Consider the following 26,949-nt stretch of genomic DNA (forward strand, 5'->3'; position numbering starts at 1 on the left):
GAGAGGAGGGAACGAGGATGTCCAAAATGCTCAATGACAGTCTGACCGCAAGTCCCGCCGCTTCCTTGAGCTATGAGGAGATGAAGAGGCAAATTCAGGCGTTGCTGCCCGCGCCTGTTGCGTTTTCCGATGATCAAAACCTGATCGAGCTGGGACTGGATTCTTTGCAAATGATGAGGATGGTTAACAAATGGCGCAAGGAAGGCGCAAAGGTTACGTTTGCCGAGCTGATCGGTGCTCCTACCTTGCGTGATTGGCAGGCGTTGCTGCAAAAAAGTAGCGCCTCGCTTCCACGGGTGGACGAAAGAAAAGCAGATGTGGCACTGGAGGTGAATGTGCCCTTTCCACTCACGGATGTGCAATACGCTTACTGGATTGGACGCCAGGATGATCAGCCTCTCGGAGGAATCGGGTGCCATGCGTACTTAGAAATCGATGGTGTGGGCGTGGAGCCGGATCGATTGGAAGCAGCGTGGGGCAAGCTGCTGATGCACCATCCGATGCTTCGGGCAAGATTTTTGGCAGATGGACAGCAAGAGGTGATGAGTGCCCCTACAGCCACTGGAGTAGCGGTCCATGATCTGCGGTCTTTTTCGGAGGACGAATTGGCACGGGAGCTAGATCGTATACGAGATCGGTTGTCCCATCGTCGTCTGGCGGTGGAAGCGGGAGAAGTAGCCGGTTTGGAGCTGAGCTTGTTGCCAGAAGGCCGCACCCGCATCCATTTTGATCTGGATTTGCTGGTCGCTGACGTACAGAGTCTGCACATCGTATTACGCGATTTGGCGGCAGCATATGCACGAGGCAGCAAGCCTCTTGCCCCGACCAACTGGAGCTTTGCCCATTATCTCGGGCAAGAGGCAGAGCGTCGGGCACAGGACAAACAGGAAGCAGCCCGCTATTGGCAGGAGCGCCTTTCCACATTGCCGGGAGCGCCAGGGTTGCCGCTGAAGGAAAAGCCAGAAATGATCAAGTCGCCTGTTTTTACGCGACGGACACATTTCATGAACGCAGCCGAATGGGCACTTTTGCAAAAAAGCTCCGCAGCACAGCGGGTTACACCAGCGATGGTACTGTTAACGGCTTATGCTGAAGTACTGGATCGCTGGAGCACCCATTCGCAGTTTCTCATCAACATTCCGCTATTCGATCGCCAAACCGGAGACGCTGGCATTGAAGACGTCGTTGCCGATTTTACCAATCTGCTACTGCTTGCGGTTGACTTGCGGGAGCAAACCTCTTTTCTGGCGCGGGTGCGATCTGTCCAATCGCAGTTTCATCAGGATGTAGCACATGCGGCTTATTCCGGGGTTCAGCTACAGCGCGACCTGACGCGTGTCCGTCAGGGAGAGCGGGATTTTGCCCCCGTGGTGTTCGCGTGCAATTTGGGTACGCCGCTGATCAATGACGAATGCCGTGACACGTTGGGGAAGCTCTCTTACATGATTTCGCAAACGCCGCAAGTATGGCTTGATTTCCAGTCGTATGAAATGGACGGCGGGCTCCTGCTGGCGTGGGATGCGGTTGATGACCTGTTTCCTGACGGGATGCTTGACCAAATGTTCGGCGCTTTTTGCCAGCTGATGAACTCTTTGGTGACCAAGGACAATGACTGGCAAGCCGCATCCGTGCTGCTCCCCGATTTGGAACAGAAGAGGAATGATCAGGCTGTAGATAATACACAGACGCAATCGAGTCAATGCTTGCACAGTGCCTTTTTTGCTTATGCAAGAGAGAATCCACACGAGCTGGCCGTAATCGATAGTCATGCTTCTACTACGTTTTCGTATGGCGAGTTAGCGCAGTACGCATTGCAGATTGCAGCGTATCTCCAAAAGCAAGGCGTTGAAGCTGGAGACCCTGTGGCAGTCAGTCTGCCGCGCGGAATCGATCAAGTCGCTGCGGTTCTTGGTATCGTGGCACGAGGAGCATGCTACGTCCCGGTTGGAATCGGGCAGCCATCCACAAGGCGCGAGCGCATTCATCAAAAAGCGGGGATTCGCTATGTGCTTACGGATACGGAGATTGCGCAAACGCTGGAGTGGCCGGAAGACGCTGTTGTTCTGTCGGTTACAGATGCGTTGAATGTCTCACCGCTGGCTGAACCCGTGCCGATTTCTTTTGATAGCCTTGCCTACATCATTTTTACTTCTGGCTCTACGGGTGAACCAAAAGGAGTAGAAATCAGTCATTCCGGGGCATGGAACACCATTAGAGAAATAAATAGACGCTACGGAATCGGGCATACGGATCGGATTTTGGCGGTTTCCTCACTTGATTTTGACCTGTCTGTCTACGACCTGTTCGGATTGCTCAGTGTAGGCGGCTCGATTGTGCTCATAGGCGAAGAGTTACGACGGGATGCGGCTCATTGGGCGAGACTGGTGGATCAGCATCAGGTGACGCTGTGGAACTCTGTGCCCGTGCTGCTCGATATGCTCTTGATTGCTGCGGAGAGCGGATCGTATGAGAGCTTGCCGCTTCGCCTAGTCATGCTCTCTGGGGACTGGATCGGTCTCGATTTACCGCAACGCCTGAATCAGCTCGCACCGAACAGCCAGCTTGTGGCGATGGGCGGAGCGACAGAAGCGTCGATCTGGTCCAACTTTTTTGATGTTACGCTGCCCTTGCCTGTTCACTGGACATCGATTCCGTACGGTCAACCACTCACGAATCAGGCTTATCGGGTTGTTGATGCACTTGGACGTGATTGCCCTGACTGGGTAGAGGGAGAATTGTGGATCGGCGGAGCAGGTGTGGCAGTAGGCTATCGGGGTGATCCTGCACTGACCGAAGAGCGCTTTGTCAACTGGAACGGTTCACGCTGGTATCGGACTGGTGATCTCGGACGTTATTGGCCGGATGGGACCATTGAATTTCTCGGGCGCAAGGACTTCCAGGTGAAAATTAGAGGGCATCGCATCGAGCTGGGTGAAATCGAATCGGCCATGAAGCAGCATCCGGGAATTCGCGATGCAGTTGTAACAGCGGTAGGTGATCCCCGCGAGAACAGGCAACTGGTTGGGTATGTGGTACCAGAACGGGAAAGCGAGTCAGCGCTGTTTGATCGTGTAGAGGCTGATCCGAAAAAGAGTGAAGAACTGTGGGCAGATGTCATAGATACGGGGCGTGTGCAGACCTTATCGGAGCATTTTGCAAGCATCAGACCGGAAGATTTCACCTCGTTTTGGACGTACATGGAGCAACTTGCTGTTCGATTCATTTACCGCACATTGGAGATGGTGGGAGTGAATTTTGAGCAAAATGCCAACTACTCCCTCGATGATTTGATGCATAGCTGCGGGATTCAAGAGCGTTATCGCGGGCTGGTCAGACAGTGGATTCAAACATTGGAGGACGAAGGTCTTGTCCGTAAAGACAAATCGGATGTCTACAGCATCACGCAGGCGAACCTGACTGAATGGTTGGAAAAGTCGCAGGTCACTCAGGTATCGCCCGCATGGGAACCGCATGCACAAGCCCTTTTACGTTATTTGGAAAAAGTCAATGACGAGAGTGTTGCGCTGTTGCGTGGCGAGCTTGACCCGTTGGCCCATTTCTTCTCGGAGGAATTCAGTCTGACTCCGAATGATCTGATGCAGACACTCCCTGGTGCAAAGCATCGTGACAGAGCGGCACTGGCGTTGGTGGAAAGGCTGGTCCATCGTTTTGGAGAAAGGTCTGAATCAGAACCGATACGTGTGCTGGAAATCGGGGCGAGGAGCCTAACGCTGACGGAATCATTGCTGGCTGTACTCCCGGCAGATGCGACACATTTTACATGCACAGACACCTCGACTTTCTTTACAAATGCCGCAAAAGCGAGGTTCCGGGAGTACCCGTTTGTGCACGATCAACTGCTGGATATCAATCAAAGTCCACTATCTCAAGGCTTTGAAGCACATCAGTTCGACGTTGTGATTGCCTCTGATTCCCTGCATCGTGCGAAAAACATCGGGATGGCCCTCTCGCATGTACAAACCCTTTTGGCTCCGGGTGGCATGCTGATTTTGCTGGAGATGACCCGCAACAGCCAATTGCAGCAAATCAGCACGGCATTTCTCGAAGATGGCTTTACGCATTTCGAAGATGAGCGGCGTAATGAGCAACGCCCCTTGTTATCGGTGGAAGCATGGCAGCAGACTTTGCAGCAGCAAGCCTTTGCAAAAGTGTCAGCTTTCCCAGAAGACAACGATTTTGGTCAGCATGTACTGGTTGCGCAGGCGCCACTTCAAGCCAAGCGCTTCAATGCTGCACAACTACCCGGCTTCTTGAGTCAAAAGCTGCCTGATTACATGGTTCCGTCCGCTTTTCTTTTGTTGAACGAACTGCCGATTTCTGCAAACGGCAAGGTAGATCGGCAAGCCCTGCCTACTCCTGACAGCCTGATGAAGGCCAAAGCAGAAAAAGCGTATACAGCTCCAACGACACCAATCGAAACAGCACTCGCGGCTATTTGGTGCCAGCTATTTGAAGTGGAACGGGTAGGCGTCACAGACAACTACTTCGAGCTCGGCGGAGATTCGTTATTGGCAACCAGACTCAGTGCGATGGTTCGCAGCAAGCTTGCGGTAGAGCTGTCGTTAGGGCGCATTTTTGAAAAGCCGACGATTGCCGGACTGGCCCAGCATGTGCAGATGCTTCTCGAGGAAAAAGGAACATCGTCAGGCTTGCCAGCAATTGTACTGGCTCCACAAGACAGGCATCAGCCTTTCCCGCTAACGGATATCCAGCAAGCCTACTGGGTCGGGCGCAGTGGTGTTTACGCCTTGGGCCATGTCTCCACGCATTGCTATTTCGAAATCGAAGGGCAGCACTTGGACCTGGAGCAGATCAATCGAGCTTGGCAACGGTTAATTGACCACCATGAAATGATGCGGGCCGTGATTTTGCCGGATGGCTGGCGTCAGCAGATTTTGGAGCAGGTACCTGCTTACCGGATCGAGGTCACTGATTTGCGGAACCAATCTGCCGAAGAAGCTGAGTCCGAGCTGCAAGCGATTCGGGAAGAAATGTCCCATCAGGTATTGTCTACGGATGTGTGGCCGTTGTTCGAGGTGCGCGCTTCCCGCTTTGGAGACGAACGGGTTCGCTTGCATATCAGCTTTGACAACCTGATTTTTGACGGGTGGAGCATGTTCCACCTCTTGAGCGAGTGGACGAGGCTGTATTATGAGCCGGATGCGCCTATGACACCACTGGATATGAGCTTCCGCGATTATGTACTGGCGCAAGAAGCGCTCAAGTCTACAGAGCTGTACCAACGCGATCTGGACTATTGGATGGATCGATTGCCTGATTTGCCGCCAGCACCACAGCTGCCTTTGGCGAAAAATCCTGACACGATTACCGACCAGCGCTTCCATCGTTTAGAAGCCAGAATCAATAGCGAAGCATGGCAGCGGCTCAAAAAGCGGACAGCAGAGGTCGGTCTAACGCCTTCCGGGATCTTGCTGACAGCGTATGCCGAAACCCTCGGTGCATGGAGCAAGAGTTCGCGTTTTACGATCAACCTGACGCAATTCAATCGATTGCCCTTGCACGCGCAGGTAGGCGAAATCGTGGGGGACTTCACTACGCTAACCTTGCTGGCAGTCGAGTTGTCCGCTGGCGAGACGATTTTGGAACGCGGCCGTAATTTGCAGCAGCAGCTATGGCGCGATTTGGACCATCCCTATGTGGGCGGAGTTCAAGTCCAGCGCGAATTGGCGAAGCAAACAGGAGAGCATAACGGTGTTGCCATGCCGATTGTCTTTACGAGCGCATTGGGTGTGGAGCAGTGGAGTGGGTCTGACTCCGATGGAAAATGGCTGGGCAAGCTCGTTTACAACATCACGCAGACGCCGCAGGTATGGCTGGACCATCAAGTGGTCGAGCAAGACGGAGAACTGCTGTTAATCTGGGATGCCGTAGAAGGACTATTTCCAGAAGGACTCCTTGCTGACATGTTTACGGCTTATTGCGAGCTGCTGCATCGACTGATAGAAGAGGATGCGGTATGGCAAGAGTCGGCACCGAGCCAGATTGCTGTCCCTCGACTGGAAGAAAGAATCGCCGCAAACGATACGGCTGCGCCTGTATCCTCAGAGACACTCGTCGGACTATTTGACAAACAAGCTGCATGCCAAACGGATCAGCCTGCCGTGATCTCCACACAGCGGACATTGACCTATGGGGAGCTCGCTGACGCTGCTGACCAAATCGCGAAGTGGCTGCGTTCACAAGGGGTCCAACCAAATACGTTGGTCGCTGTCGTGATGGAAAAAGGCTGGGAGCAGGTCGCAGCGACGCTCGGGATTATGAAATCCGGGGCCGCTTATTTACCGATTGATCCGCTGCATCCAGAGGAACGACGTTCTCAGCTTTTGCATGATGGACAAGTACAGTTCGTGCTGACGCAGTCTTGGCTGGATGAGCGATTGGACTGGCCTCTGGATGTGGAGAGACTGATTGTGGACCAGATGATGACAAGGGACGAGGCAAGCACGGTGAACCCAGTGGCATCAGTTGCCGGACAGCCGGAGGATTTGGCCTATGTCATCTATACATCAGGGTCGACGGGCCAGCCAAAAGGAGTCATGATCGACCATCGAGGCGCGGTCAACACGATTGAAGATATCAATCAACGATTTGCAGTGGGGGCACAGGATCGGGTGCTCGCTTTGTCCAATCTGAATTTCGATTTGTCGGTCTATGACATTTTCGGCATGCTTGCCGCGGGTGGAACGATCGTCATGCCGGATGCTGATAAAGCCAAAGACCCTGCCCACTGGCTGGAGTGGCTGGAAGCCGAGCAGGTGACGGTGTGGAACACAGTTCCGGCGCTGATGCAGATGCTGATCGAATACGCCGTGGGGAGAAACCTTCACTTGCCACAATCGTTGCGTCTCGTCTTGTTGAGCGGTGATTGGATTCCACTGGATTTGCCAGACAAGATCAAGGCCTTTTTCCCTCACGTTCAGGTGATCGGTTTGGGCGGCGCAACAGAAGCCTCGATCTGGTCAAATCTTTTCGCAATCGAAGACATCGCCCCTAGCTGGAAAAGCATTCCGTACGGTCGCCCAATGGTCAATCAGCGCTACCATGTGCTGAACGAATCGATGGGGGATTGCCCCATTTGGGTGCCGGGACAGCTGTTTATCAGTGGCATTGGGCTTGCCAAAGGCTACTGGAGAGATGAAAACAAGACGAATGAAAAATTCATTACGCATCCGGGGACAGGAGAACGACTGTACCGCACGGGGGATTTGGGCCGTTACTTGCCTGATGGCACGTTGGAGTTCCTCGGTCGGGAAGATTTCCAGGTGAAAATCAGAGGGCACCGGATTGAGCTGGGCGAGATCGAGACGGCATTGAAACGCCATGAAGGGCTCAAAGATGTTGTCGTGGCCGTGCCAGATGACGGTGCGGATGAAAAGCGCTTGGTCGGGTATGTGGTGTTGGATCGCGAAAAGGATTCCGCGTTATTCGAAACAGAGCAGGCCGACCCCGCTGCAAGTGCTGCTCGTTGGCAGGCGATTAACAGCATGGGTCACGCACAGGCCGATACCATTCCTGCGAGTGTCGATGTGGAAGTCGTCACGCAATTCCTGATGGAGGCTGACCGTGTAAGCACAGCCTATATGTGCCGCACGCTTGAGCATATGGGGATGTTCTCGCAAGTAGGAGAAAGCACTTCAATTGCGGAGCTCATGGATCGTTTTCAGATTCATCCTCGTTACCAGACCTTGCTTGCGCATTGGCTGGAAGTGCTGGTAGAAGAGGGCTTGCTGGAAAAACGCGCTGCGGGTACGTACGTGAGTCTGCGTTCATTGCGTGAAGGTGTGCCGGATGTTGTTCTGTCAGCATCCTCGCTTCGTACGGAAGCAGCACGTGAGCTCGAAGCCGTTTTCCGCCGCGACTATCCGTTGTTTATTGGTCTGTTAACTGGTGAGCTCGATCCGTTGGAGCTCTTTCTAGCAGAGGATGCTTTCTTAACACCTGCCGGCTTGAGCCGCTTTGACCTGACGCGGGAGTTTTACAGCAGCCTTGCCGGGGCGGTGTTTGGCAGTATCGTAAACCACCATCCGTCTGATAAGACACTGCGGGTGCTAGAGCTTGGCACGAGAGCCGGAAGCTTGACACAAACACTGGTGTCCACCTTGCCTGCAGAACGCAGTCGTTATTTATACGTCGACGAATCCTCCTTTTTTACCGACAGGGCAAAGAAGGAATGGGGAGAGCAGGCTCCGCTGGAGTACGGTCAGCTTGACATGAACGTGGCACCGCTTGCGCAAGGCTATGATCCGCATTCGTTTGACGTCATTGTTGCGGACAATACGCTGCATCGCTCTCGTGATATAGGGAAAACGCTGGCGTACTTGAAAGGGCTACTCGCACCTGGGGGGCTTCTGTTCCTGGTCGAGTCGACGCGCAACAGTCGTCTGCTGCTAACCACTGTCGGCTTCTTCGAGGATGGGTTTAGCCATCTGGAGGATGAGCGCAAAGCCAATTATCTTCCTCTGCTTACGGTAGAGCAATGGAGAGCGGGCTTGGAACAACAAGGCTTCGCTAACGTCCTTGCCATTCCGGATAAAGCTCAGGTCGCAGAGGCGTTCGAGCGCCATCTGATTGTGGCGCAAGCACCGGAGGCGGTTCGTTTGTTCCAGCCGGAAAAATTGTCTGAAGCTCTGCGGAATAGCTTGCCTGACTACATCGTACCAAGTGAGTACGTGTTGCTGGATGAGCTGCCGCTATCCGCCAATGGAAAAGTAGATCGGAGGGCAATCACAAAGCTTGGCAAAAGAAAGGCAAGTATGCCGAAAAAGACGCATGTAGCGCCTTCCAACGAGATCGAAGTCAAGCTCGCCAAGGTCTGGGAAGAGGTGCTTGGTGTAGGGGAAATCGGCATCCACGACAACTTTTTTGCGCGGGGTGGAGACTCATTGCGCGCGATCCAATGCCTCAATCTTATAAAAGAGAGATACCAGATTGATTTGTCTTTACAAAGCTTGTTTGAAGCTTCCACGATCTGCACCCTTGCCGAGCTGATCAAGACGAGCACACAGGCAACGGAAGATCTCGCAGCGGATTTTGACGAGGGGACCATTTAAAAAAAGAAAAACCGCAGATGAGTAGGTGGGCTGCGACTCAGTGGCAGGAGCAGCTCCGCCTTTTCTTGGAAGAAGAATGCGGGGAGCAGGCCAGGAGGGAGAGAACATTGGGTATCAAAAAGATTGGCATTTTGGGAGCGACTGGTGTTGTAGGCCATGCAGCCTTTCAAACGATTTTGTCTAGAACGAACGATCCGATTTTGCTGGGCGGTAGAAATCTCGAAAAGCTAAGTGAGCTTTTTACTGGGACGGAAGGTAGGCTGGAATGCCAGCAGGTGGATGTATGCAACGAGGAGGAACTGCATGACTTTTGCGGTCAAGTCGATCTCGTTATCAATTGTGCAGGGCCCTCCAAGCAAATTGTTGATAAAGTTGCGGTCGCATGCCTCAAACATGCGGTTCATTACGTAGATGTGTCCGGAGATGAGCATCTGTATCAACAATTGCTCACGCGAAAGCAGGAAATCGAGGAAAAGGGACTGCTGTTTATCATCTCTGCTGGCGTTTACCCGGGGCTGTCGGAAGTTTTCCCAGCTTACGTCGCTGAAAATGATTTGGACGAAATCGATTTGCTCGAAGTCTTTTTTGCAGGGCAGGGCGGATTTTCACTCAATGCGGCATATGACATCGTCTGCAGCATTGAAGAAGATACCGGATGGGGAATGTCTTACTTCAAGCAAGGCGAGGTCAAAAAAATAGACGGGCCGTTCCATCGCAACTACACACTGCCGCATCCCGCTGGAAAGCGCGACACATATCCGGTAGTGACAAAGGAATTCGGCCTCATGACCAAGCAGCATAAAATCGAATCCGCTTATTTTTACAACAGCTATCAAAGCAATGCCATCCTGAATCAATTTGTGATGATCAAGGCTTTGCAGCAATACAAAACCGAGGAACAAAAAAGAGCATCAGCCAAGCTGCTGCTGGAACAGTTTGTGGCGAAGAAGCCGGGTGTGAAGGATTTTACGATGTTCCACCTGCATGCGACCGGAAAGCGTGACGGTAAAAATGTGCGGGTCTTCTCCACTCTTCTGTATCCGGGCGACTGGAATCAGATATCTGGCATCATCGCGGCCACAGTGGCTCACTTAATCGCGGAAGATCCGAACAGAAAAACAGGCTGCTTTTTCGTGGCAGAAGGCGTATCGGCGACAGGTTTGATTGATGCGCTTCGCGAGCAGCAGGTCGAACTCATGCATTCCATCATGGAAATGAAGTAGGGGGGACGTATGACAAAGAATCGTAAATTGCGTACCGTGGTATGCGGTTCCCGCTTTGGACAGTTCTACTTGGAAGCGGTGAAGGCATTGCCTGAGCAGTTTGAATTGGTAGGGCTGCTGGCAAAAGGAAGTGAACGCTCGCGTCAATGCGCCGAGCGAAATGGCATCCCGCTGTACACCGATGTCAATCAGTTACCTGCTGACATTGATCTGGCTTGCGTCGTATTGCGTTCCACCGTGATGGGCGGCAATGGAACAGAGCTGTCGATCCAACTGCTTGCCAAGGGTATTCACGTCATTTCGGAAGAGCCGATCCACCATAAAGATTTGGCGCTGTGCCTAAAGCATGCCAAGCAGAACGGTGTTCATTTTATGACGGGCGATCTCTACGTACATTTGCCTGCAGTTCGCCGCTTTATTGCTTGCGCTCGTACGATGCTGGCTGTGCAGCCTGCCTTGTACATCGAAGCTGCTTGCGCTACACAGGTGTCCTTCCCGCTCATGCACATTTTGCAGGAAGCCCTCCCTTCTATTCGTCCGTGGAAAATCAGTCATGTCATCAAAGATGAGGGACCATTTCAAGTGTTGATCGGACAGCTGGGCAAAATTCCAATTACGCTGCGCGCCCACAATGAAGTCGATCCGGATGATCCAGACAACCATCTGCATTTACTGCATCGCGTGACGATTGGTGTAGCTGGCGGGAGCTTGTCGCTTACAGACACGCATGGCCCTGTCGTGTGGCAGGCGCGTCTGCACGTACCGGATCTTCCCGACATTCACGGTGAGCTGACAGTTTCCCCACCCGCACACATGCTGGAAAACAGTACACACATATTGGGACCGCAGGAGACGCCGACCTATCGGGACATTCTTACGAATCAGTGGCCGCAAGCTATCGGACGCGATTTACTCATCATGCGAGATAGGATCATGGGGCAGGTCGATAAGGCTACGATGGAAACACGCGCGCAGCAGGAACTATTGTGCTCACGACAGTGGCAAGAATGGACGCAGGCATTGGGATATCCCGTGTTGCGCTCGAATGGCAGTCATGAGCCATTGACGTTAGCGTCTCTCGAACAAGCAGCCTGGAGCATTCCAGATGACGAATTTCACGGCACTGCATCACCTAATGATGCGACTTTGGCGGAAAATAACGATGTTTTTGTATGCACGGTGTCTGCCGAGAGCGAGCTAAAAGGGATCGATGCTGTGCAGGTAAATACGTGCATTGAGCGCCTGGATGCAGCTGCGGTGGCCTCCATGCTGCTCGCGCTGCAATCTCAAGGAGCACTGACAGCGGGACAACATTCCTTTGCGGCGTCAGATATTTTCACTGCTGCAAACATAGCAGAGCGTCATCAACCAGTCATCAAGCGCTGGCTGCACATACTGACGGACCGTGGCTACCTGAAATTTGCTGCTGGCGAGTATCAATGCGGCATTCAGATGACGCGAGAGGAAGTAGAACGACGGTGGGATTTAGCCAAAAATGCCTGGAATGGCAAGCTGGGCTCACCGCTCGTCATGGACTATCTCAAGGACAATGCGGATCGGCTGCCACAGCTGATGGATGATACCCAACAAGCTGCTTTGCTGCTATTTCCTGAGGGGCGTATGCATGTTGCCAATGCGCTTTATCGGGACACCCTTGTGGCGCGTTATTTGAACAAGTCGGTCGCAGAGGCAGTAGCGCGGATCGCGTCTACGACAAACTCGCTTCGCATTCTGGAGGTAGGCGCTGGGACTGGAGCAACGAGTGATGTGGTTGTGGACCGCCTGAGGGGGTCTGTTTCCAAAGGACTGCATGTGGAGTATGTGTACACGGATGTGTCCCACTTTTTCTTATCCTCTGCACGTGAACGCTACAAAGCTTGCCCATGGATCAAATATCAGGTGGTTGATATCGACAAAAATTTGTTTGCACAAGGCCTCACAGAAGGCAGCTTCGATATCGTGATTGCGGCAGGCATGTTGAACAACGCGCGGGATACGGATGAAGTCATCCAAGGGCTGTTGAAGACCCTTGCTCCAGGAGGCTGGATGATTATTACCGAGCCAACTCGAGAATTCGTAGAAATGCTCATCTCCCAAGCTTTCATGATGACTCCACCAGTAGATGACAGGAAAAATACGCAATCGACCTTCATGACTGTCCAGCAGTGGCTCGATGTTTTTGAACGGGCAGGTGTCAAGGAGCTTGCGGTCTTGCCTGAGGAGTCTCACCCACTGGCACCACTTGGACAAAAGCTGTTCCTCATCAAGAACAACATCGATGTTGGCGTACGTCAGCAGCTTTCCCCAAACGAAAACGAAATGGCGAAGCTCATTTAAATAGGAGAGTGTGCATATGCCCCAAAACCTCAAGACAAATAGCGTCGAGCTCTTGATGCGCCTACGCAGAGATGGAATTTTTTTATGGGAGGAAAATGGGAGCCTGCGTTACAAAGCCCCAAGAGGAACCCTTGCAGCCGATGATTTACAGGCGTTAAAAGAACAGAAAGCAGACATTCTCGCTCTTTTGCGAGCCGAATCCCAACCGGTGACGGTGATACCCGATCCAGCAGCGCGATTTGTACCTTTTCCCCTAACAGATGTGCAGTCTGCTTATTTGCTGGGACGGTATGAGCTGTTTGGCTATGGTGGCGTGGCGTGCCATATTTACATGGAGCTAGACTATCCCGAGCTTGATCCGAAACGGGCGGAGGATGCGTGGAACCTGCTCATTGCAAGACATGACATGCTGCGTGCAACCATTGATCAGAACGGTCAGCAGCGCATTCTGGAGAAGGTTCCGCATTTGACGATTACCTATACGGATACAAGTGGCATGGATGAGCAGGAGGCAGGAAGAAGGCTCGATGACATACGAGAAGCGATGGGACATCGTGTGTATGATACAGCCAAATGGCCGCTGTTTGATATCGGCCTGACGAAAATGAGCGACAGGGCTGTGCTCCATGTATCGATGGAATTTCTCATCGCGGATTGGGCGAGTATTTGGCTCTTGCTAGGTGAGTTTGAGGCCCTTTATAAAGAACCGGGAAAAACAATGCCCGCGCTGCCGATTACGTTTCGCGATTACGTCTTCGCCGAACGCAGCCTAAGAGAGACTACGGCATATGGCAGAGACAAAGCGTACTGGCAGCAACGGATCGATGCATTGCCACAGGCTCCAGACCTGCCTATGGCGAGACAGCAGACCCAGAATGGAGACGCACGCTTTCGCCGTCGCTTCATTCGCTTACATAACGCTTTGTGGGATACCTTTAAGCAGCGTGCCCAGCAGCGAGGATTGACGCCAACCTCCGCCGTGATGACTGCCTTTGCCACTGTGATCGAGCGCTGGAGTCGAAATCGTGCGTTTTGCCTGAATTTGACGTTGCTGAACAGACAGCCGCTACATGAGCGAGTCCATGAGATTGTCGGGGATTTCACATCCGTCAATTTGCTTGCGGTTGATTGGGGATTGGAGCGTTCTTTTCAAGGGCGGGCGAAAACTATTCAAAAGCAGTTGTTTGAAGATTTGGATCACCGTTTGTTTTCCGGCGTGGAGGTCATGCGCGAGCTAGCGCGTAGGCGCGGTCGTGAAGCCGCTCTGATGCCAATCGTTTTTACGAGTGCAATTGGGTTAGTAGAACCAGCGGAAGGCGGTCAGCTACAGGGCAAAATTGCTGGGCACGGAATCAGTCAAACACCGCAGGTTTTCATCGATTGCCAAGCCATGGACAGCTCGGCAGGCTTGCAGGTGAACTGGGATGTGCGGGAGGGTGTTTTCCCAGAGCATGTCGTTGACGACATGTTTGATACTTTTGCAAAATTACTGCAATCTTTGGCGGACAGCGAGCAAATGTGGGAGGGAGTTGACGAAATTAGGTTGCCAGACTGGCAGTGGGAAGAGCGTCAGCAGGTAAATGAGACCACGGCAGCTTTACCAGAGTACGCCTTGCATCAGCCAATCGTAGCACAAGCAATGTCGACGCCAGATCGTCCGGCTGTGATTGACAGTGAAGGACAGATCTCCTACGCGGAACTGGTCAAACGTGCTGCCGCAGTAGCAGGGAAGCTTAAGGAACTAGGCTGCCGCGAGCAAGACCGCGTTGCTATCGTAATGGATAAAGGCGTGCATCAAGTCGCAGCCGTACTCGGTACATTGTTTGCCGGAGCTGTCTATGTACCTATTGATCCGAAGCAACCCGAGATGCGTCGACAGGTCATGATGGAACAGGCGGACATTCGTTATGCTTTGACGGTATCTACCAACCAGTTGCAATGGTCAGACGCAATTCAAACGATTGCAGTGGATCAAGTAAGCCCGCAGCATGAACCGTTGATACTGCCTGAATTAAACCCGGATTTGCCTGCGTACATCATTTATACGTCTGGTTCCACGGGACAGCCTAAAGGGGTCGTCATTAGCCACCGTGCAGCAGCAAATACGATCGAGGACATGCTTCGTCGTTTTGTGATCACGGAAAAGGATCGCGTGCTTGGCCTTGCCCAGCTGAGCTTTGATTTATCTGTCTACGATATTTTTGCCACGCTCTCTGTGGGTGGTGCAGTTGTGTATCCTCATTCCGACCGGCAAACAGATCCTTCCCATTGGAGTGAGCTGATAGCCCGGCATGACATCACCGTGTGGAATTCCGTGCCGGCCCTGATGCAGATGCTGGTCACGTATTTGGATGCCACGCCAACTGTCAAAGTAGACAGCTTGCGACTGGCCTTGCTTTCCGGTGACTGGATTCCGTTGACGCTACCTGATCGGATGCAAAAATATCTCCCTTCTGCACAGATCGTCAGTCTCGGCGGTGCCACAGAAGCATCGATCTGGTCGAACTATCATCTGTACAACGGACTGGAAGCAGACTGGAACAGTATTCCGTATGGCCGCCCGCTCGCCAACCAAGGCTTCCGCGTCCTCGATTCACAGATGCGCGATTGCCCAGTGTGGATGATCGGGGATCTGTATATTACCGGAGCAGGCTTGGCGGAGGGCTATGTCGGAGATCAACGGCTCACGGAGGAAAGGTTCTTTTCCCACCCTGTGGATGGAGAGAGACTCTACCGAACCGGTGATTTGGGCCGCTACACACCAGGGGGCGAAATCGAGTTTATCGGTCGCGAAGACAATCAGGTCAAAATCAGAGGGCATCGGATCGAGCTAGGTGAAATTGAATCGGCCCTGCTCAAACACCCTGCTGTCGCCGCAGCTGGTGTCGTGCTGGATGGAGCGAGTGACGAGCCTGTTTTGCTGGGGATTGTGGAGTGCGCCCGCAAGATGGATCGGGACCTTGGGACGGAAAGAGCGGAATTCGCGATGCTCGTAAATGGGATCAGTGAAGAAGTGGACATCGAGGTCAATCAGCGCATTGTCATGCTTCTGCAAGAGATTGCGCGACAGCATACGAGCATGCCTCTACGGGTATTGCAAGTCGGCGCAGGGAACGGGGCGTTAACAGAGCAAGTCTCGCAAGCGTTGGAAGGCCATGATTTAGAATATATAAGCATGGATACAGTTGAAGAAGAGTATCGGGCACAAGGATTGGCACCGAACTCGTTCGACGTAGTGTTCACTGATGGAGCGATAGATAGCTCTGACATGAACAAGCTGAAAGAACTGATTTGCCCGGGCGGGTGGCTCATTCTTGCCAAATGGACAGAGGCGTCATGGATAAGTGAGTTGCAGAAGGAAGAAGAGGGTCTTGTGTTCGTGTTGCAAAAGGAGGGAGAAAATCATCTGCTCGCCCATCGCGTGAAGCTGGACAGGGTGAGGGTCAGTGCCGCAGAGCTGGAAAAATTCCTTTCCCTTCATCTGCCTGCCTATATGCTGCCTGCCCACTTGCAAGTCGTAGACGCACTGCCACTCACCGGAAATGGAAAAATAGATCGCCGTGAGCTGGCAAAATGGCGCCCTGCATCGACGTTCGAACAAAGTGCTTTTCTGGACGCTACAGAGGGGGCTGAAACTGATCCGTTAGAAGTGCAGCTTGCACACGTCTGGGCTGAAGCATTGGGACTCTCGGGAATCGGCCGAACCCAAAGCTTTTATGAGTACGGTGCAGATTCTCTCATCATGGCGCAAGTAGCCGGAAAGCTGCGCGACAAGCTGGCGGAGGACCCGACGCACGCTGCCATTCCGTTTGATGTCTTGCTCCGACAAATGCTTAACTTCCCGACCGTGGAAGCACTAGCTGGCTTCATACACATGCGCAATCAGGAAGAGCAGCAGAGTGAGGAAGTCGCATTGCCGAAAAAACGCAACAAGTCGAGCAATGCCGTGCTGATTCCATATGGCGGTGACGAATCTGGGCCGCTGCGGGTTGTGTTTCATGCCGTTTTGGGGACGATGGACAGTTTTCGCCCATTGATTGAACAGCTCAAAGCCCAGCAGACAGGAAGCATCGTCGGGATTGCCATTGACGATAGCGAACGTTATTGCGCGCTAGAGCCGTCTGAGCTGATAGAAACTGTGGCCGATGATTATGCCGAATGCTTGATCGACGTCTTGCGTGAAGGAGAGCAAAGGCCTGTACAGCTCATCGGCTATTCCTTGGGCGGGTTGATTGCCATTGAAGTAGCGAGAAGACTCGGGGAGCAGGGCGTCCCTCTTCTGGACTTGGTTTTGATCGACATTCCTCCGATCCTGACAGAAGTGAATGACGATCTCTTGATTGAGGCACTCTTTGTTCCAAACCTGAACATCACGCTGGAACAGGCTGGTTTTGGAAAAGTGGATGAGCATGATTTTGCCCGGGCGATTTTGCAGCTCGTAGAAAAACACGGGGATTGCATCCCGCAAGGCTCAGCGTGCACCATCAGTGGAGATGATGGGCTAGACCAGGTGGGAGAGATATTCCACAAATTATCTGCGTTTGACAGAAGAGAACGCTTCACTGCTTATGTCCATGCGCTAGGCAAAACATCAGGGGAACAAATGCCAGTGGAAATGGCAGAGGGCTTGTGCAAAGTGTTTGGGCAGAGCTTTAAAGCAGCGCGCTATACTCCTTTGCCCTATATGGGAGACATTCGCTTCCTGCTGGCTCGCGAGCCGTTTCAATTTTTGCCAAGCACGAGCGAAGAGACCATCGCTTTTTGGCAAGATATATGCATTGGAGAACTGGAAGTGACAGAAATCGCCGGTAACCATTACAGCTGCATGGTAGGAGAGAATGCGGTCAAACTGGCGGAGCTGTTGACAGTACCACTCGGCACCAAATAACTTCTTTGGTAACAATCAAGACAGCGGGAGACAAGGACGACAAAACAACGTCCTTTGTCTGCTGCTGCTCCTTTTCCTTAAATTACCAAGTCAAGAACCGTCATAGATACGATCAAAGACTGTGTTGAAATTCGTCAGCTCATTTTTCCATCCTTTGTAGCAAATGTGTAACGGAGCTTTTCTCCTATTCGTGATATCCTGAAGATAGTAGCAATTCCGATCACGCAGAAAGGAAGAGGTCCATGTCAGCTGAGAAAGAGTCCCGACTCTGCAAACGCTCTAAACAGATTCATAACCGAACGTTTGTCGTGACCTGCAAAGAGTTTTTGGTGAAGCAAGCAGACTTTCTGTTGGACGTATTCGCCGATGTAGAAGACGAGACTGGTCCTATTAAGAACGGTGCGAAAATTCAGGTAGGCTGGACCATTCTGCTGGTTTTCGAACGAGATGGGTATATGGAAATCGTGGCACCCGACTACGACGAGAATCCTTTTTCCGAAACAACTTCTGACCTGTCTGTGTCCTTGGTCGTGCAAATGGCGCAAAACAACTGTTTGCAAACCGTGCGAGCAGAAGGGGAAGCTGCTTTGTTCCAAGATAAAATCGTGGTGGCAAAAGGTGCATTTGAACAAGAACATGTCTATTTGCAGCGTGCAGAAGATGTTCGAAAAGGTGACTCCGGATGGTATCTCGGGCCTGTGGAAGGCGAAGTAGAAAGCGATCAGCTTGAGTCATACTACGTTTACCAACTGCTAAAGCTACGTCCGTCTCTTTTGCAAGCATTGGCACTTCCACGAGGGTATATCGTCGTGTTCCAAGGAGATCTAATTGAAGCAGTCTTGGATGAGCACGATGAAAATGTATGGCCGACACTCCATTAGCGGCTGTTATTTAACTTTGCCGATACTTTATTCACGAGCTGATCCGCTTGCCGCGTCGTTTCGGGCAAACGATATTTGGGAGAGAGCTTGGTGATCCATGCGCATGCAGTTGGCAAAGAGATTCCGTGTCCGATCGAGACGAATATCGGTTTGATATTCGGTTGTGTACGCAAGACTCCACCGATGATTTCACCCTGATCGATCAAAGGGGAATACACGCCTCTTTCCTGTGCGGGTTCTTCGTATTCGCCTAGCAGTCTCGTTTTTCCACAGCCAATGGTAGGAATGTCAAACAGGACGCCCAAATGACTGGCTAGTCCGAATCTTCGTGGGTGAGCGATTCCTTGTCCATCGCAGACGACAAGCTGCGGTGTTGTTTTTAGCTCCTTGAATGCACGCACCAACGGAGGCAGCTCTCGAAAAGAGAACAGGCCGGGAATATACGGGAATTCGACGGTGTCTTGAATGACGACAGACTCGACGACTTGCAGGGAATTAGCGTCGAGGATCACGACACCAGCAACTAACAAATCAGACTCGGCATGATAGGCGACATCTACTCCAGCGATAAAGCGTACGTCCGCTAGTTGATCTTCTTTTTTCACTTGTTGGGCTAGTTGTCGCTGTAAGTTGATAGCTTCTTGCTCATCAATGTTCCAAGGATGTTGGATAATCGGCTCCATCTGGTTACCTCCGGATGATAGAAGATTTGTTTATTATATCCAATGGAGGCATTGCGCTCCAAGTCTTCTTAGGAACAATCCTGAGAAAATACGTTGACTTCTCGGATGAAAAGCACTATTTTGTAACCGACAGAATGATCATGTTCGAGATGGAACGAGGAGGGCTCGTCGTGAAAATCGCAGTAGTAGGAAGCATTAATATGGATCTCGTAACCCATGTACATCATTTGCCCAGAGCAGGAGAAACGATCGCAAGCCATCACTTCGAGCTGATCCCGGGTGGAAAGGGAGCGAATCAGGCAGTAGCAGCGTCTCGCCTGGGTGCGCATGTCTCCATGATTGGAATGGTAGGAGAGGATGAGAACGGCCGGGTTATGCTGGGAGGGCTAACGGATGCGCACGTTCACATAGAGGGGATCAAATGCTCGGGTACGACAGGCATGGCTTTTATCAATGTCAGTGATGACGGGGAAAATAACATCGTGCTCGTTCCGGGTGCGAATACGCTCGTCAGCACCGAGCATATTGCAGACAATCAGTCTATTTTAAAGGACAGTGACATCGTATTGCTCCAACTGGAAATCCCGATGCATGTCGTGGAATATACCGTCAAAGAGTCTGCTCGACTCGGCAAGCTGATCATTTTAAATCCGGCACCTGCACGCGAGCTATCCAGTGAGCTATTAACCCATGTACATACCTTAACCCCAAATGAAACAGAGCTTTCTATTCTCACGGGAATGCCTGTATCCACAATAGATGAAGTGCATGCCGCAGCCCAAAAGCTTTTGTCTGCTGGACCAAAGCGCGTCATCGTAACGTTGGGGGAAAAGGGCGCTCTCTTAGTAACCGCCGATGAGGCGACCCATATCCCGGCTTTCCGCGTAGAACCAGTGGATACAACTGCGGCAGGTGATTCCTTTACGGCAGCTTTTGCAGTTGGGATCACACAAGGAATGACAGAAACGGAAGCGGCCACTTTCGCCAGCAAAGTAGCAGCGATTGTCGTAACAAGGAACGGTGCTCAACCATCCCTGCCTACTTTCGAAGAAGTACAAGCATACTCTTTTTAATGGGGACGATAGATGGAGAAGGTCAACTTAGCTGAAGAGTTTACGTTATTCCAACAGTGACAGATGTAGAGTCGATATAATCAATGATTAAGCCTATTTTGAGAGATGATTTTCAAAATGGGCTTTTTCTATAGGTATGGTTTACAGTTGCAGATATTTCATTTGTTGACCGAACGGTACATAATGTGTAAGATTTCCATAACAGCTGGAAACGAAAGGAGGATTCCGTTGAATAAACGCGGCAGACCTCGTGATTTTGATTACACTTCCATTGTAGATGTGGCCATGAAGACATTTTGGTCAAAAGGCTACAATGGTTGTTCTACGCATGATTTATGCAGTGATACTGGACTAGGTAAAGGCAGCTTGTACAATACGTTTGGCAGCAAACAGGACCTTTATCTAGCAGTGGTGGAACACTATCACGAAACTGGAATTCGTGAACAGCGGGCATTATTGGAAAGTCCGGGTTCTGTGAAAGAACGATTGCAAAATTTTTTAGCTTGGGCATTGGTGGAAGACTTTGAATCTACGAATCCAAAAGGATGTTTGCTGATCAATGCGGGATTGGAACGGGCAAAAGACGATCCCAAGATTGAAGAAATAGTCTCCAGACATGTTGAACTTTTGAAGCAAACCATGGAAAAAGTGATGGAGGAAGGCTTGCGAACGGGCGAAATCTCCAAAAAACGATCTGCTGTGGATTTGGCTAGCCTATTTTTAAGCAGTTACTACGGCTTCCGTGTGTTGAATACATCTACACAAAATCGGACATTGGCTGAACAAATCATGAACGGCACCATGGAATCTATCTTCGGCGCGTAATGCGCTCTTTTTTTGAGTTATTTTTGTACTGATTGTTACAATAATAAATAGAGGAGTGTTCCTTCATGCCGTCGATGATTTATTTGTTAGCGATAGCGATTTTTGCGATGACGACTTCTGAATTTATGGTGGCAGGTATGATGAACGAGCTTGCCGATGTTTTCGACGTGTCGATCCCATCCATCGGGTATTTTATTACGGCGTATGCAGGAGCAATGGTGATAGGTGGCCCGATCCTAACAGCAACTCTCTTGCACATTCGCCGAAAACAAGCGCTGCTTTCTTTGGTTGCCGTCTTCTTTATTGGCCAATCGCTGGGAGCCATGGCTTGGAATTACGAGTCGATGATGCTTGCACGTATCCTAACAGGTATTGCTTCATCCGCAGCGTTTGGTATCTCCGTTAGTATTTCAGCCAGCTTGGTTCCCCCTCATTCACGGGGAAAGGCAGCTTCAATTGTTTTGGCAGGCTTAATGATTGCTACTGTCATCGGCCTCCCTCTGACAACCGTGATTGCACAATATTTCGGCTGGAGAATGAGCTTTTGGGCTGTTGCCGTTGTCGTATTGCTATCAGGGATCTTGATCCAATGGTTGCTTCCTTCCTCCGTACAAAAAGACCAGATGAACGGAAAGGATGAGCTTGCCAGTTTTCAAAATCCACACCTTTGGGCCGCGTATGTAACGAGTATGCTGATCATTGGCGGTACCTTCGCAGCGTTTAGTTATTTTACTCCGATTCTTACGGATGTAACGGCATTTTCGGATGCGAGTATCCCGTATTTGCTTGCCCTTTATGGCATCGCGACCGTGATCGGAAATATCGTGATTGGCAGACTTGCTGATCGTTTTACCATGCGCATTCTTGTAACGGGATTAAGCATACTCTTAGCGGCATTGGTTCTATTTGCCGTAGGCGCCGAAAATAAATGGATCGCTGTGCTATCCATTGTTCTGATTGGGTTGACGGGTGTCGCGATGAATCCGGCCATGATCGCACGAGTGATGAATACAGCAGGCAGTGGGACAATGGTAAACACTATGCATACTTCCTTTATTACATTGGGTGTTGCCATTGGTTCTTCCTTAGGCGGGATCGGGATCAGCAGTGGCTATGGGCTTGTTTCACCATTGTGGATAGGCGCTTGTTTAGCTGTTATTGGGTTACTTTCAATCGTTCCCTATCTGCAAAAGGGCAAAGTGTAAAAAACCAAACAATCCCTCTTGAAAGTCAAAAAAGGTCAAACTATAATAAAGTCAACGAAGGTCAGGAAAGGTCAAAGATCTTCTGAATTCCAAAACAACGCTTTTGGGGGGATTGAATATGCATTGTGAAATCTGCAAACAACGAGAAGCAACTGTGACTATTCATATACGCGTGCAAAATCAGCAACAAAAATACGATCTGTGCAAAGACTGCCAGACAAAGCTGACCAACAAAATGGGAGTGGGTATGGGCTTTAGTCCTTTCTCCTCCTTCTCTGGACTGGATGAGTTCCTGCAAGGCTTTGCCCAAGGCCCGATGAATCCGGGCAAATCTTCCAGCCAAAGGCAACCACAAGCACCAGAGCGTGGTGGAGGCATCCTCGATGACCTGGGGCGTAATCTAAACGATGCGGCACGTGCCGGACTGATTGACCCTGTGATTGGACGCGAACAGGAAATTGAGCGTGTCATTGAGATTTTGAACCGACGCAATAAGAACAATCCGGTTCTGATCGGGGAGCCGGGAGTCGGGAAGACGGCGATTGCGGAAGGCCTCGCCTTGCGTATTACGGAAGGGCAAGTACCGACCAAGCTGAAAAACAAGCAGGTGTACATTTTAGATGTCGCCTCTCTGGTTGCAGGGACGGGAATTCGCGGACAGTTCGAGGAAAAAGTGAAGCAAGTGATTGCCGAGCTGCAAATGCGCAAAAACGTCATCCTGTTTGTGGATGAGATTCATCTACTGGTGGGAGCAGGCTCTGCGGAAGGATCAATGGATGCAGGGAACATCCTGAAGCCTGCACTGGCTCGCGGTGAGTTGCAACTGATTGGGGCAACTACGTTAAAAGAGTATCGTGTGATTGAAAAAGACGCAGCTCTGGAGCGCCGCCTGCAGCCAGTCATGGTAAAGGAGCCAACCGTAGAACAAGCCATAGAGATTTTAAAAGGATTGCGTCCGAAATACGAAGCATTCCACCAAGTCGCTTACTCGGATGATGTCATCCGTGCCAGCGTGGAATACTCCCATCGTTACATTCAGGATCGATTCTTGCCTGACAAGGCGATTGATCTCATGGATGAAGTGGGCTCGCGTTTGAACCTGAGGTCCTCCGCGGTTGATACGGCAGAACTGCATGAGCGGCTGGCGCAAATCAATCAGGAGAAAAAGGAAGCGACGGAGCAAGAGGCATACGAACGAGCTGCCCGTCTGCGAGACGAGGAAGCAAGCATTTTAGAGAAGCTGGATCAGATTGAGGGCAAGGAACAACGCGTCCAGGTTGACGTCTCGGACATCCAAGCCTTGATCGAGCAAAAGACGGGGATTCCTGTTACAAAGCTGCAAAGTGATGAGCAGATGAAAATGAAAAACCTAGCGGCTCATTTGGAAGCAAAAGTCATTGGTCAATCCGAGGCGGTCACACAAGTCGCGAAGGCGATTCGACGCAGTCGTGCAGGTCTGAAACCGAAAAACAGACCGATTGCTTCCTTCCTGTTCGTCGGTCCAACTGGCGTAGGGAAAACAGAATTGTCCAAAGCATTGGCAGAGGAGCTGTTTGGTACCCGCGATTCCATGATCCGCCTCGATATGAGTGAGTACATGGAGAAGCACTCGGTATCCAAATTGATCGGTTCTCCTCCTGGCTACGTTGGTCATGAAGAAGCAGGTCAGTTGACAGAACGCGTTCGCCGCAACCCGTACAGCATTATTTTGCTGGATGAGATCGAAAAAGCACACCCGGACGTGATGCACATGTTCCTGCAAATTCTGGAGGATGGTCGTCTAACAGACAGTCAGGGCCGTACGGTGAATTTTAAGGAGACGGTCATCATTGCGACGAGCAATGCCGGCGTGAGCGAGCGTAAAATCTCCGTTGGCTTTGGAGCAAAAGCGCCCGAACCCGCCACCGTGCTGGATTCTCTGGGGGCGTACTTCAAGCCGGAGTTCCTAAACCGCTTCGACTCGATCATTTCCTTTGCCCATCTGGAAAAACAGGATTTGGTCAAAATCGTCGATCTGCTGCTGCAAGATGTCATGGGCAATCTGTCTGAGCAAGGAATGGAGATCAGCGTGACAGATGCCGCAAAAGAAAAGCTAGCTGAGCTGGGCTACAACCCTTCCTTCGGGGCACGTCCATTGCGCCGCGTAATTCAGCAATATGTCGAGGATGGCATTGCGGATCTGGTGATGGAAGAAGACAATGTGACAGCGATGCTGATTGATGTAGAAGAGGAAGGCATTCGTGTCAAAAAAGCATAACAGGCGTAAAAAAAGAAACCCCAATGTGTGAATTGGGGTTTCTTTGCTATTTATTCAGGACTTTCTCATTGATGCCATTGCTGACGCCAGCGTTTTCCATTTTCAGCTGGCGGCGCTTGGTGACAATTTTCTTCACCCATAATCCGACCAAGATGAGCGGCACCATGATGAGGAATATATAGAGAGAAACGTTATGGACCATATTTTCCGCCATTTTACCGTAAAAATAAAACAAAAATCCGACTGCGTAAAATTTGACTGCCCGTCCAATTGCCGCATACCCAAGCAATTTCCACAACGGGAATTTCAAGCAACCTGACATGATTGTAAATACTTTAAACGGAATCGGTGTAAATGAACCGATGAAGATCGCGACTTCGCCCTTCTTTTGAAACATCGCTGTGGCAGAATCAATCCATTCCTTCTTGAGGATTTTGTACAGAACGGATTTGCCTAGGACTTTACCGATAAAATAACCAACGGGTGTCCCTAAGAGACAAGCGACATAGCCTACCGTTGCAATCCACAATGCCTGCGAAGGATCAACGAGGCTGAGTGGCACTTGAAGAAAGAAGGCAGGAACGGGAAAGATGACTGCGTCTGCAAAAGAATGGATGAACATTCCCAAATAGCCGTATTCCATTAAGAAATCTAAAATGTTCTGAAACATCTATTTCTCCTTTGTCATTCTATCGTTAACTGCCAGTCATCAACTTTGGAGGCCTTTTTGCGCTTTGTCGGAATATTCAGCAGCACGCCGAGTAAGTCCAACAAAATACATGTGTCTAGATGCGATTCTACTTCAAACTGGCCGACTATGGAACGAATTTTTTTGAATTGGGATTCACTTACTATACAACGATATACCGCATTTGATGCATTTTAAAACCATTTTCTCTGCATATTTTCTTTTACAAAGCCGCCATCATTCTGCTAAACCATATTCCTGTATTTGTAATACGTTGTAGATCGTTAATAGGTTACGTACCAATCATTTCACATCCGCCTGTGCTATGGATCAACTCAACAGCTCTATTATGGAGATTTTTTGGTTGTCCAAAAACGCACCCTCGTCGGATTTTATCTGCGACTTAAGGCGGAGAGGTTAACGGTGCATGCGGCGTAACACATCCATCAACACCTCAATCCCTTGCTCAATCACTGCTTCCTTGGCATAGGACACATTCAGCTTCAAAATATTTTCTTGCGGAAAGCCCACCAAGTAATTTTTGTCAGTAGCATCCACAAGAATGGAGTACTTTTTTAGCTGGTTGATAACAGCAGGGACCGGGATGGAATCGTTCAAAACAATGTGCGTATGAATCCCCGGATACGCAAAGGGCTGAAAGGTGAACAGATGCTCTTCATTCGTTGCAAAATGGTTCAAAGACGCCATCAGCAGGTTGGATCGCCGTTGATAGGAACTGCGAATTTTTTGCTTGTGACGCTCGAACATTCCGCTTTTTAGGTAAATTTCCAACGCAGCTTGAGATAGCATGGAGCTGTCGATATCCATGAGTCGCTTGTGCTGGTTAAAGGAATCCTTTAGCGCGTCAGGTATAACGGCCACACCCAAACGCAGCCCAGGAAAAATAATTTTGGAATAGCTTTTTAAATAGATGGTGCGAGAAAAGCGATCATAGGTAAAGAGGGGATCAGCTTTGCTGTCATGCTCAAGGTCTGCCATGTAATCGTCTTCTACGATATAGACGTCGTACTGTTGGGCAAGCTCCACAATGCGCTGTTTATCCTTTCGACTGTACGTCGTACCGAGCGGACTATGGTAGCGAGGCATCGTATAGAAAAACTTGATCTCTCCCGTTCGGAAAATAGACTCCAGCTCTTCTAAATCGATTCCTTGGGCAGTGCGCTTGATCCCGACGACAGGATGCTTGCGTACTTGCAAACTTTCAATGAAAAGATGGTAGCTGGGCTGCTCAATCAGAATCGTTTCCTTGCCATTTGGAAAAGGCAGACTGCACAGCAAGGATAGCGCTTGTTGGACACCGGAGGTAATGAAAATATTACCCGGGTCCGTAAAAACCTGATGGTTCCCAAGCAGCCTGGCGATGACGGCAATGAGCGATGGCAAGCCTTGTGTGGTTCCATATATGAAAAGATCGTTTTTATAGGTTTCAATCGCTTTATTGATGCAGTGTTGAAAGTCGACATAAGGAAAGAGGTCAGGATCGGGAGCAGAGGTCGCAAAATCGATCACCGACGTATCTGCAGGTTGGATCTTTCTTTGTTTTTTCACGACGTAGTAGCCGCTTCGGTCGACCGAGTAGATGAGGTGACGCTTTTTGAGCTCATCCAAAGTGCGGATTACAGTGCTCTTGCTGCATTGGTAGCGAGAGGCGAGCTCCCGAATAGAGGGAAGCCGGTCTCCGTCTCGATAGGAGAGGCTTTCAATCAACGTTTCGAGTTCATTTTGTAGCTGCAAATATTTGTGCATCCAAAAAACATTCCCTTACCGCTGGATTTG

12 protein-coding genes are annotated in these 26,949 nt (G+C 50.7%); 9 read left to right on the forward strand and 3 right to left on the reverse strand.

The window, feature by feature from the left end; all coding sequences use genetic code 11:
• Window positions 1–17 precede the first annotated feature (17 nt).
• From HPY27_RS23365 to HPY27_RS23385, 5 genes are all read left to right on the forward strand, one after another.
• Complete coding sequence (locus tag HPY27_RS23365; protein ID WP_174226089.1) at window positions 18–9,092, forward strand: non-ribosomal peptide synthetase; 9,075 nt, start codon at window positions 18–20, stop codon at window positions 9,090–9,092.
• A gap of 107 nt (window positions 9,093–9,199) precedes the next feature.
• On the forward strand, window positions 9,200–10,315 hold the full coding sequence (locus tag HPY27_RS23370) for a saccharopine dehydrogenase family protein (protein WP_174226090.1): 1,116 nt from the start codon (window positions 9,200–9,202) through the stop codon (window positions 10,313–10,315).
• A 9-nt stretch (window positions 10,316–10,324) separates the two neighbouring features.
• A complete protein-coding gene (locus HPY27_RS23375) occupies window positions 10,325–12,652 on the forward strand; it encodes a bifunctional Gfo/Idh/MocA family oxidoreductase/class I SAM-dependent methyltransferase (RefSeq protein ID WP_174226091.1) in 2,328 nt (775 codons plus the stop codon).
• Window positions 12,653–12,668: 16 nt separating this feature from the next.
• Window positions 12,669–17,540 (forward strand): non-ribosomal peptide synthetase, encoded by a 4,872-nt coding sequence (locus tag HPY27_RS23380; protein WP_174226092.1) that lies wholly within the window; start codon window positions 12,669–12,671, stop codon window positions 17,538–17,540.
• 242 nt (window positions 17,541–17,782) lie between these two features.
• Window positions 17,783–18,421, forward strand: coding sequence for an immunity protein Imm33 domain-containing protein (locus HPY27_RS23385; protein ID WP_174226093.1), 639 nt, complete (start codon window positions 17,783–17,785; stop codon window positions 18,419–18,421).
• On the opposite strand, the gene nfi is transcribed toward HPY27_RS23385, so the two are convergent.
• On the reverse strand, window positions 18,418–19,104 hold the full coding sequence (gene nfi, locus HPY27_RS23390; protein ID WP_017252049.1) for a deoxyribonuclease V: 687 nt from the start codon (window positions 19,102–19,104) through the stop codon (window positions 18,418–18,420). The genes HPY27_RS23385 and nfi overlap by 4 nt on opposite strands.
• Window positions 19,105–19,274: 170 nt before the next feature.
• Between nfi and rbsK the strand changes: the two genes are divergently transcribed.
• The 4 genes from rbsK to HPY27_RS23410 all read left to right on the forward strand — a co-directional run bounded on the left by rbsK (window position 19,275) and on the right by HPY27_RS23410 (window position 24,464).
• On the forward strand, window positions 19,275–20,177 hold the full coding sequence (gene rbsK, locus HPY27_RS23395) for a ribokinase (RefSeq protein WP_174226094.1): 903 nt from the start codon (window positions 19,275–19,277) through the stop codon (window positions 20,175–20,177).
• A gap of 228 nt (window positions 20,178–20,405) precedes the next feature.
• Window positions 20,406–21,002 (forward strand): TetR/AcrR family transcriptional regulator, encoded by a 597-nt coding sequence (locus HPY27_RS23400; protein ID WP_173623965.1) that lies wholly within the window; start codon window positions 20,406–20,408, stop codon window positions 21,000–21,002.
• A 65-nt stretch (window positions 21,003–21,067) separates the two neighbouring features.
• Complete coding sequence (locus HPY27_RS23405) at window positions 21,068–22,207, forward strand: MFS transporter (RefSeq protein WP_174226095.1); 1,140 nt, start codon at window positions 21,068–21,070, stop codon at window positions 22,205–22,207.
• 118 nt (window positions 22,208–22,325) lie between these two features.
• Window positions 22,326–24,464, forward strand: coding sequence for an ATP-dependent Clp protease ATP-binding subunit (locus HPY27_RS23410; protein ID WP_174226096.1), 2,139 nt, complete (start codon window positions 22,326–22,328; stop codon window positions 24,462–24,464).
• A gap of 46 nt (window positions 24,465–24,510) precedes the next feature.
• On the opposite strand, the gene HPY27_RS23415 is transcribed toward HPY27_RS23410, so the two are convergent.
• Together HPY27_RS23415 and HPY27_RS23420 are read right to left on the reverse strand one after the other, a co-directional pair.
• On the reverse strand, window positions 24,511–25,134 hold the full coding sequence (locus tag HPY27_RS23415; RefSeq protein WP_173623962.1) for a YqaA family protein: 624 nt from the start codon (window positions 25,132–25,134) through the stop codon (window positions 24,511–24,513).
• Between the two features lie 435 nt (window positions 25,135–25,569).
• Window positions 25,570–26,919, reverse strand: coding sequence for an aminotransferase-like domain-containing protein (locus tag HPY27_RS23420; protein WP_174226097.1), 1,350 nt, complete (start codon window positions 26,917–26,919; stop codon window positions 25,570–25,572).
• Between the last annotated feature and the right edge of the window lie 30 nt (window positions 26,920–26,949).

Source organism: Brevibacillus sp. HB1.1 (assembly GCF_013332445.1).
In the GTDB taxonomy this organism is placed as follows: Bacteria; Bacillota; Bacilli; order Brevibacillales; family Brevibacillaceae; genus Brevibacillus; species Brevibacillus porteri.